Origin of the sequence: Stenotrophomonas sp. HMSC10F07, from assembly GCF_001807895.1 — a bacterium.
GTDB lineage: Bacteria > Pseudomonadota > Gammaproteobacteria > Xanthomonadales > Xanthomonadaceae > Stenotrophomonas > Stenotrophomonas sepilia.
Genome location: NZ_KV791422.1, coordinates 43,562 through 52,610 on the forward strand (window position 1 = coordinate 43,562; position 9,049 = coordinate 52,610).

Consider the following 9,049-nt stretch of genomic DNA (forward strand, 5'->3'; position numbering starts at 1 on the left):
CGCCCCCTTCCGTCACCCAGCCGGTGAGCCACGCCCGTGATCGAGTTCCAGCGCCTGCACAAATCCTATGCCGTTGCCGGCCGCGAGATCAGCGCGCTGCAACCGTTGGACCTGACCATCGAGGCCGGTGAGGTTTTCGGCATCATCGGCCATTCCGGTGCCGGCAAGTCGACCCTGATCCGCATGATCAACCGCCTGGAAGAACCCAGCGGTGGCCGGCTGCTGATCGGTGGCGAGGATGTCACCGCGCTGGACGTGGACGGGCTGCGCGCGCTGCGCCGGCGCATCGGCATGATCTTCCAGCACTTCAACCTGCTGTCGTCGCGCACGGTGGCGGGCAATGTCGCCTTCCCGCTGGAACTGGCCGGCACGCCGAAGACGGAAATCGACGCGCGCGTGGCCGAGCTGCTGCAGACCGTGGGCCTGGAAGCGCATGCGCAGAAGTATCCGGCGCAGCTGTCCGGTGGCCAGAAGCAGCGCGTCGGTATCGCCCGCGCGCTGGCGACCCGTCCACAGATCCTGCTGTGCGACGAGGCCACCAGTGCGCTCGATCCGCAGACCACCGCTTCGGTGCTGTCGCTGCTGTCAAAGATCAATCGCGAGCTCGGCCTGACCATTGTGCTGATCACCCACGAGATGGACGTGATCCGGCGTGTCTGCGACCGCGTTGCGGTGCTCGATGCCGGCCAGATGGTCGAAACCGGTCCGGTCACCCGGGTGTTCCTGCACCCGCAGCATCCGACCACCCGCCGTTTCGTCAGTGAGTCGGAGCATGTGGACGAGGGGGCGCTGCACCGTGATTTCGATGCCGTTGGCGGCCGTATCGTGCGCCTGACCTTCCTCGGTGGCGACACCTACGAACCCCTGCTCGGCAGTGTCGCGCGGCAGACCGGGGTCGACTACAACATCCTGTCCGGCCGCATCGACCGGATCAAGGACACCCCGTATGGCCAGCTGGTGGTCGCCCTGGTGGGCGGTGACCAGTCCGCCGCGCAGGCCGCGTTCGTGGCCGCCGGCGTGCATGTTGAGGAACTGCGTCGATGATCATCGCTACTGCCGGCGGCTTCTTCCGCCACCTGGATGCGGGCAAGTGGGCCGACATCGGCCAGGCCACCATCGACACCCTGCTGATGCTGCTCGGTTCGCTGCCGCTGACCCTGGCCATCGGCCTGCCGCTGGGTGTGCTGCTGTACCTGTTCGGCGCACCGCAGATGAAGCGCCGGCCGTTCGCCTATGGCGTGCTGGCGCTGGTGGTGAACCTGCTGCGTTCAGTGCCTTTCATCATTCTGATGATCGTGCTGATTCCGGTCACCATGTTCCTGATGGGGACGTCGCTGGGCGTGCGTGGTGCGATCGTGCCGCTGGTTATTGGTGCCGCACCGTTCTATGCGCGCCTGGTCGAGACCGCGTTGCGCGAGGTTGACCGCGGCGTGATCGAAGCTACCCAGGCAATGGGCGCCACCACCTGGCAGCTGGTTACCCGCGTGTTGCTGCCGGAAGCGCGCCCGGGCCTGATCGCCGGTGCGACGGTGACCACCGTCGCGCTGATCGGTTTCACCGCGATGGGCGGCGCCATCGGTTCCGGCGGCCTGGGCGATCTGGCGTTCCGCGACGGCTACCAGCGTTCGCACACCGACGTGGCCCTGGTCACCGTGGTCCTGCTGCTGGTCCTGGTGCAGCTGCTGCAGATGCTCGGCGACCGCCTGGTCGCGCATTACAGCCGCAAGTAACAGAGTGCCGGGCGGCGCCCGGCATCGTTCGGGTAGTGCCGGCCGCTGGCCGGCAATCCCACGACCCGGTCAACGCGCGTTCGGTACTTCGTAGCCCAGCTTGCCGACCTGTTCCGGATGCTGCGGCACGCGCTTGAGCTTGTCGGTGTTCACGCCGTACTCGTCGCGCAGGCGCTCGGCCAGCTCCTTGTACAGCGCTTTGTCCATGTCCGGCGTGCGCGAGAAGATCCAGGCCATCTCGCGGCCCGGGTAGCCGATCAGTGCCCACGAATAATCCGGGGCGACGTCCAGCACCCGGGAGTGGGTCGGCACCACGCGGTAGAACCAGGTGCGCCAGCCGTGGTTGCCGCTGTCCGGGTCGACGCTGGCGCGTGCACGGATCTCCTGCAGGGGTTCGCCGAAGCCGTCGCGGTAGCGGTAGGTGATGCCGACCTTGTGCTCGTCGCGCAACTCGTACTCGTTGACGCTGGCGACGTGCCCGCGTTCGATGAAGTTCGGCACGCGGCCGATCACGTACCAGGTGCCCATGAAGCGCTTGAGGTCGATCGGGGCATCCGGATCGGCGCGCGGGACGCTGGCACGGGGTGATGGCGGCTCACCGACCGCCATGGCGGGGCCCGCCAGGGACAGGGCCAGCAACACGGCGCAGAGCGGGCGGATCGAAGTCATGCGGGAGCGGGCTCAGGAGGGCTTTGCCTGAGCATGGTCGACTGAGCGTGCGCGATCCGTCAATGGTGTCGCAATCTGTGAGAAGGGGCTTGCCCAAGCTGTGTTGCATTGTCTACCGGAGAAGGCCCATGAACACACGTTCCGTCCGTCACCCTGCAACTGAACGCATCATCGAACGCGCCGACCCGCGCCTGCTGCGTGGCGTGCGGCAACTGGCGCTGGCCGGACTGGCGCTGGTACTGGTCTGGCCAGCGGCACGTGGCAGCAGCGCGTGGTTGGGCTGGCTGCCGATGTGGCTGATCGGCATGCCGCTCGCGGCCTGGTGGGCGCTGCTGCGCTTCCCGCTGCCGCGCCTGTCGGGGCTGCCGAAGGTGCGGCGTACCGGTGGACAGGCGCGTCGCCGGCGCGGCCCGGCGGCCACGGCCTGACCTTCGACACGGGGGAGGCCGCGGCATTCCGTGCTAGCGTTCCACGGCTTATGACTGCCTGGAGCTGCAATGTCACGACTCGCTTCCGCCTGCCTGTTGGCCGGCATGATGACCGCTGCCTCGGTGGGGACCGCCGTGGCCGCTGAGGATACCGACCGCTACGCCTGGCTGGAGGACGTCACCGGCGACAAGCCGCTGTCCTGGGTCAAGGAACAGAATGCCAAGTCCGAGGCGCGCCTGGCGCAGACCCCGGCCTTCAAGCAGATGGAGACCCGCATCCGCGAGGTGCTCGACTCCGATGCCAAGATTCCGGGCGTGCAGAAGATCGGCGACTACTACTACAACTTCTGGAAGGACCAGCAGCACGAGCGCGGCCTGTGGCGGCGCACCACCCTGGCCGAGTACCGCAAGGCGTCGCCGCAGTGGGAGACCGTGCTCGACCTGGATGCACTGAACAAGGCCGAGGGTGAGAACTGGGTCTGGCACGGCGCCGATTGCCTGCGCCCGGACTACAGCCGTTGCCTGATCGCGCTGTCGCGCGGCGGCGCCGACGCCGACGTCACCCGCGAGTTCGACCTGGCCAACAAGACCTGGATCAAGGACGGCTTCTTCCGCCCGGAGTCGAAGGGGGGCCTCAACTGGGTCGATCGCGACACCGTGTTCGTCTACACCGACTTCGGTGCCGGCACGATGACCACGTCCGGCTATCCGCGCGTGGCCAAGCTGTGGAAGCGCGGCACGCCGATGGCCTCGGCCACGACGGTGTACGAAGGCAAGCCGGAAGACATGTACATCGCGGCGATGCACGATGACACCCCGGGCTTCGAGCGCAACCTGGTCAGCCGCACGCTGGCGTTCTACAACAACGAGCTCTACCTGCGTGGCGACGACGGCACGCTGACCAAGATCGACGCGCCGAACTCGGCCGAGAAGGGCCTGCACAAGCAGTGGCTGACCCTGGAACTGCGCGATCCGTGGACCGTGGGCGGCAAGACCTATGCGTCCGGTTCGCTGCTGGCGACGAAGCTGGACGACTTCCTGGCCGGCAAGCGCGACTTCGAGGTGCTGTTCACCCCGACCGCGACCACCTCGCTGGCCAGCGCCACCTGGACCAAAAGCCACCTGGTGCTGAACGTGCTGGACGACGTCAAGAACCGCCTGTCGGTGCTGACCCCGGGCGCCAATGGCTGGCAGGCCAGCCGCTTCGTCGGCGCCCCGGCCTTCGGCACGCTGGGCGTGGCTGCAGTGGACAGCAATGACAGCGACGCGGTGTGGCTGACCGCCACCGACTACCTGACCCCGACCACGCTGGCGCTGGCCGAGATCGGCCAGGCCCCGGAAACACTGAAGACCATGCCGGCCTTCTTCGACGCCAAGGGCAAGGTGATCGAGCAGCATTTCGCCACCAGCAAGGACGGCACCCGCGTGCCGTACTTCGTGGTGCACGACAGGGCGATGAAGCTCGATGGCTCCAATCCGACGCTGCTGTACGGCTACGGTGGCTTCGAGATCTCGCTGACCCCGAGCTATTCCGGTGGCATGGGCCGCGCCTGGCTGGAGAAGGGCGGCGTGTACGTGGTGGCCAACATCCGTGGTGGCGGCGAGTACGGCCCGCGCTGGCACCAGGCGGCGCTGAAGCAGAACCGCCACAAGGCCTACGAAGACATGGCCGCGGTGGCGCGGGACCTGGTCAAGCGCAAGATCACCAGCGCCAAGCACCTGGGCGTGCAGGGCGGCAGCAACGGTGGCCTGCTGACCGGCAACATGCTGACCCAGTACCCGGAGCTGTTCGGTGCGGTGGTGGTGCAGGTGCCGTTGCTGGACATGAAGCGCTACAGCCACCTGTTGGCGGGTGCCTCGTGGATGGCCGAGTACGGCAACCCGGATACCAGTGACTGGGAGTTCATCAAGACCTTCTCGCCGTACCACCTGTTCAACGCGAAGAAGAACTACCCGCCGGTGCTGTTCACCACCTCGACCCGCGACGACCGCGTGCACCCGGGCCATGCCCGCAAGATGGCGGCGAAGATGATCGACGCCGGCAAGGACGTGACCTACTACGAGAACATCGAAGGGGGTCACGGCGGCGCCGCCAACAACGCGCAGGCCGCGCACATGTCGGCACTGGCCTACAGCTTCCTGTGGGAGCGGTTGGGCGGCAAGTAAGCAGAACGGAAAACGCCGCCCCCCGGGGCGGCGTTTTCCGTTATCGGGTAGCGCCGAGCCATGCCCGGCGAGCGCGTAGCGCGGCAAGATGCCGCCGGGCATGGCCCGGCGCTACCGGAAATGCTTCAATCCGCGCGCAATCCGCGCCACCGCCTCCTGCAATCGCGGTACCTCCTGGGTATAGGCCAGGCGCACGTGCTGGTTGGCACGATGGAAGCCGAAATCCAGGCCCGGGGTGAACGCCACGTGCTCGGTTTCCAGGAAATGCGCGCAGAATGCCTGCGCGTCGTCGGTGAACGCGCTGACGTCGGCGTACAGGTAGAACGCGCCCTGTGGCTCGACTTCGATACGGAAGCCCAGCTCGCGCAGTGCCGGCAGCAGGAAGTCGCGGCGCTGGCGGAACGCGTCGCGGCGCTGCTCGAAGATCGCCATCGATTCCTCGCTGAAACAGGCGAGGGCGGCATGCTGGGCGATGCTCGAGGCGCTGATGTACAGGTTCTGCGCCAGCTTCTCCAGATCCGGTACTGCTGACGGCGGCGCTACCAGCCAGCCCAGCCGCCACCCGGTCATGCCGAAATACTTGGAGAAGCTGTTCAGCACGAACGCGCTGTCATCCACCTGCAGCACGCTGGGCGCATCCAGGCCATAGGTCAGGCCGTGGTAGATCTCGTCCACCACCAGGTGACCACCGCGCGCGTGCAGGGTCTTCGACAGTGCCGCCAGCTCGGCGGCGGAAAGCACGGTGCCGGTCGGGTTGGCCGGCGAGGCGACCAGCGCGCCGACGCTGTCGGCATTCCAGTGCTGTTCCACCAGCGACGGGGTCAGCTGGTAGGTGGTCTCCGGCCCGACCGGTACCAGTTGCGCACCGCCTTCCACCAGGCGCAGGAAGTGGCGGTTGCACGGATAGCCGGGGTCGGCCAGCAGCCAGTGGCGGCCGGGATCGACCAGCAGGCTGCTGGCCAGCAGCAGCGCACCGGACCCACCCGGGGTGACCAGGATGCGTTCAGGATCGATGTCCAGACCGTAGTGGCTGCGATAGAAACCGCTGATCGCCTGGCGCAGGGCCGGCAGGCCACGTGCGGCGGTGTAGCGGGTATGGCCGGCGGCCAGAGCGGCCTGGCCGGCCCGCACGACCGGTTCGGCGGTAGTGAAGTCCGGTTCGCCGATTTCCAGGTGGATCACATCGTGGCCGGCCTGTTCCAGCGCCTGCGCGCGGGCCAGCAGGGACATCACGTGGAACGGGGCGATTTCATGGCTGCGCCGGCTGTAGCCCGGCGGGTGGGGCAGGGTACTCATGTGCCCATGGTACGCCGGCCGGCACGACCCATGACGATCCGCAGGGTTGCCGCATTGCGGGGATTGGGGTCAGATCGCTTTTCGGGAAAAGGGATCTGACCCCGCCGAAGACCATTGCATTGATGCGCCAGGAACCCTACTTCATGAAGTCCACCCTCTGCCTGTTGCTCGCCAGCCTGATGACCACGACTGCTACCGCCGCCACTCCGCCCGTTCCGCCGGACGCCGCCAGGCATCCGCACGTGGTCAAGGCGCCGTTCGGCGCGACCCGCAACGATGACTATTACTGGCTGCGCGACGACAAGCGCGAGAACAAGGACATGCTGGCCTACCTGCAGGCCGAGAATGCCTACGCCGACCAGCTGCTGGCACCGCTGAAGCCACTGGAAGACACCCTGTACAAGGAGATCGTCGGCCGCATCAAGCAGGACGATTCCAGCGTGCCGGCGCGCGAGCGTGGCTACTGGTACTACAGCCGTTTCGAGACCGGCCAGGACTACCCCATCCACGCACGCCGCAAGGGCAGCATGGAGGCCGCCGAGGAAATCCTGCTGGACGTCAATACGATGGCTGCCGGCAAGGGTTACTTCAGCGTCGGCTCGATGGAGGTCAGCCAGGACAACCAGTTGCTGGCCTGGGCCGATGATGATGTCGGCCGCCGCCAGTACACGATCCGCTTCAAGGATCTGACCACCGGCAAGGTGCTGCCCGATGTGATCACCGGCAGCTCCGGCGACCTGGTCTGGGCCGACGACAACCGCACCGTGCTGTATGTCGAGAACGATCCGGAAACGCTGCTCACCGTGCGCGTGAAGAAGCACGTGCTGGGCACTCCAGCCAGCGCCGACACCGTCGTCTACGAAGAGAAGGACGACAGCTTCTACATGGGCATCGGCCGCACCCGCGATGATCGCTTCATCACCATCGGCGTGCACAGCACCGTCTCCTCGGAAGAGCGCTACGCACCGGCCAGCGATCCGACCACCTTCACCGTGCTGGCCCCGCGCCAGCGTGACGTCGAGTACGACGCCGACCACTACGACGGCCGCTGGGTGATCCGCACCAACGACGGTGCGAAGAACTTCAAGCTGGTCACCGCACCGACCGATGCCACCTCGCGTGCGCAGTGGAAGGACTGGATTGCGCATGACGATGCGGTGTTCATCGAAGGCTTCGAGCTGTTCGACAGCTACACCGCCATCGCCGAACGTTCCGAGGGCCTGGAGCGCATCCGCCTGCTGTACAAGGACGGCCGCAGCGACTACGTGAAGGCCGACGAGCCGGCGTACTCGATGGGCCTGGGCGACAACACCGAAGCCGATACGCCGTGGCTGCGCTACGTCTACACCTCGATGACCACCCCGACCACCGTGTTCGAACTGAACACCGCCACCGGCGAGCGTCGCCAGCTGAAGGTACAGCCGGTGATCGGCTATGACGCGTCGAAGTACGAAACCGACCGCGTCTGGATCACCGCGCGCGATGGCGTGAAGGTGCCGGTGTCGCTGGTCTACCGCAAGGGCTACCAGAAGGATGGAAAGGGCGCACTGTTCCAGTACGCCTATGGCAGCTACGGGATGTCGATGGACCCGTACTTCAACCAGACCGCGGTGAGCCTGCTCGACCGCGGCGTGGTGTATGCCATTGCCCATATCCGCGGTGGCCAGGAAATGGGCCGCGACTGGTACGAGAACGGCAAGCTGCTGCACAAGCAGAACACCTTCAACGACTTCATCGACGTCACCCGCGGCCTGGTCGCACAGGGCTGGGCGGCGAAGGATCGCGTCGCTGCGTCCGGCGGCAGCGCCGGTGGCCTGCTGATGGGCGCGGTGGCCAACCAGGCCCCGCAGGATTACCGGGTGATGGTGGCGCAGGTCCCGTTCGTCGACGTGGTCACCACCATGCTCGACCCGACCATTCCGCTGACCACCAACGAATACGATGAGTGGGGCAACCCGGAGCAGAAGCCGTATTACGACTACATGCTGTCCTACTCGCCCTACGACAATGTGAAGCAGCAGGCGTACCCGGCGCTGTTCGTGGGTACCGGCCTGTGGGATTCGCAGGTGCAGTACTGGGAGCCGGCCAAGTGGGTGGCCAAGCTGCGTGATCACAACACCGGCCCCTACCCGATCCTGTTCCGCACCAACATGGAAGCCGGCCACGGCGGCAAGTCGGGGCGCTTCCAGCGCTACCGCGAGCTGTCCGAGTCGTACGCGTTCGTGCTGCAGCAGCTGGGCATCGCCCAGCCGTAACGGCGAAGGGGTGCCGGGCGTTGCCGGGCACCCCGAACCGTTATCCTTGCGGCCATGAGCCTGCCCGAGCCCTCCGCATCCCGCGATACCGCCACGCCACCGCGCGTGGTGCGTTTCCGCTGGGCGTGGTGGCTGCTGGCCTACGTCAGCCTGGGCACCGGCATCGTCGGCATCTTCGTGCCGGGCCTTCCGACCACCGTATTCATCCTGATCTCGGCGTGGGCTGCATCACGTGGGTCCGAACGCCTGCACACCTGGCTGCTGCAGCACCCGCGCTTCGGCCCGGCCATCGCCAACTGGCAGGCACACGGGGCGGTCAGCCGCTATGGCAAGTGGATGGCCACGATCACCATGGCGGTGTGCGCCGCCATCATGCTGTGGTGCGTGCCGATCGCCTGGGTAAAGTGGTTCTCGATCGGCAGCATGACCGTGGTCGCAATCTGGCTGTGGACGCGGCCGCTGCCACCAAAGCAATGATCGCCCGCCGGGCATGGCCCGGCGCTAC

8 protein-coding genes are annotated in these 9,049 nt (G+C 66.7%); 6 read left to right on the top strand and 2 right to left on the bottom strand.

Annotated elements, in window-relative coordinates:
* Window positions 1-36 precede the first annotated feature (36 nt).
* Both HMPREF3114_RS14780 and HMPREF3114_RS14785 read left to right on the top strand, forming a co-directional pair.
* Window positions 37-1,044, top strand: a complete 1,008-nt coding sequence (locus tag HMPREF3114_RS14780) for a methionine ABC transporter ATP-binding protein (protein ID WP_053497562.1) — start codon at window positions 37-39, stop codon at window positions 1,042-1,044.
* Window positions 1,041-1,730: a methionine ABC transporter permease gene (locus HMPREF3114_RS14785; protein ID WP_070489942.1), complete on the top strand. Its 690-nt coding sequence runs from the start codon at window positions 1,041-1,043 to the stop codon at window positions 1,728-1,730. The genes HMPREF3114_RS14780 and HMPREF3114_RS14785 overlap by 4 nt, the downstream gene beginning before the upstream one ends.
* Before the next feature lie 69 nt (window positions 1,731-1,799).
* On the opposite strand, the gene HMPREF3114_RS14790 is transcribed toward HMPREF3114_RS14785, so the two are convergent.
* On the bottom strand, window positions 1,800-2,399 hold the full coding sequence (locus HMPREF3114_RS14790; protein WP_005419460.1) for a lipocalin family protein: 600 nt from the start codon (window positions 2,397-2,399) through the stop codon (window positions 1,800-1,802).
* 128 nt (window positions 2,400-2,527) lie between these two features.
* Here HMPREF3114_RS14790 and HMPREF3114_RS14795 point away from each other — a divergent pair, with 128 nt between their 5' ends.
* Both HMPREF3114_RS14795 and HMPREF3114_RS14800 read left to right on the top strand, forming a co-directional pair.
* Window positions 2,528-2,827: a hypothetical protein gene (locus HMPREF3114_RS14795; RefSeq protein WP_053497560.1), complete on the top strand. Its 300-nt coding sequence runs from the start codon at window positions 2,528-2,530 to the stop codon at window positions 2,825-2,827.
* Window positions 2,828-2,896: 69 nt separating this feature from the next.
* The gene (locus HMPREF3114_RS14800; RefSeq protein WP_053497558.1) at window positions 2,897-4,993 is read left to right on the top strand and encodes a prolyl oligopeptidase family serine peptidase; all 2,097 of its coding nucleotides are present in this window, start codon (window positions 2,897-2,899) and stop codon (window positions 4,991-4,993) included.
* 111 nt (window positions 4,994-5,104) lie between these two features.
* Here HMPREF3114_RS14800 and HMPREF3114_RS14805 read toward each other — a convergent pair whose 3' ends face one another.
* Window positions 5,105-6,289, bottom strand: coding sequence for a pyridoxal phosphate-dependent aminotransferase (locus HMPREF3114_RS14805; RefSeq protein ID WP_053497556.1), 1,185 nt, complete (start codon window positions 6,287-6,289; stop codon window positions 5,105-5,107).
* Between the two features lie 143 nt (window positions 6,290-6,432).
* Here HMPREF3114_RS14805 and HMPREF3114_RS14810 point away from each other — a divergent pair, with 143 nt between their 5' ends.
* Together HMPREF3114_RS14810 and HMPREF3114_RS14815 are read left to right on the top strand one after the other, a co-directional pair.
* Window positions 6,433-8,544 (top strand): S9 family peptidase, encoded by a 2,112-nt coding sequence (locus HMPREF3114_RS14810; protein WP_053497587.1) that lies wholly within the window; start codon window positions 6,433-6,435, stop codon window positions 8,542-8,544.
* 54 nt (window positions 8,545-8,598) lie between these two features.
* Window positions 8,599-9,021, top strand: a complete 423-nt coding sequence (locus HMPREF3114_RS14815; RefSeq protein ID WP_053497554.1) for a YbaN family protein — start codon at window positions 8,599-8,601, stop codon at window positions 9,019-9,021.
* Window positions 9,022-9,049: the final 28 nt, after the last annotated feature.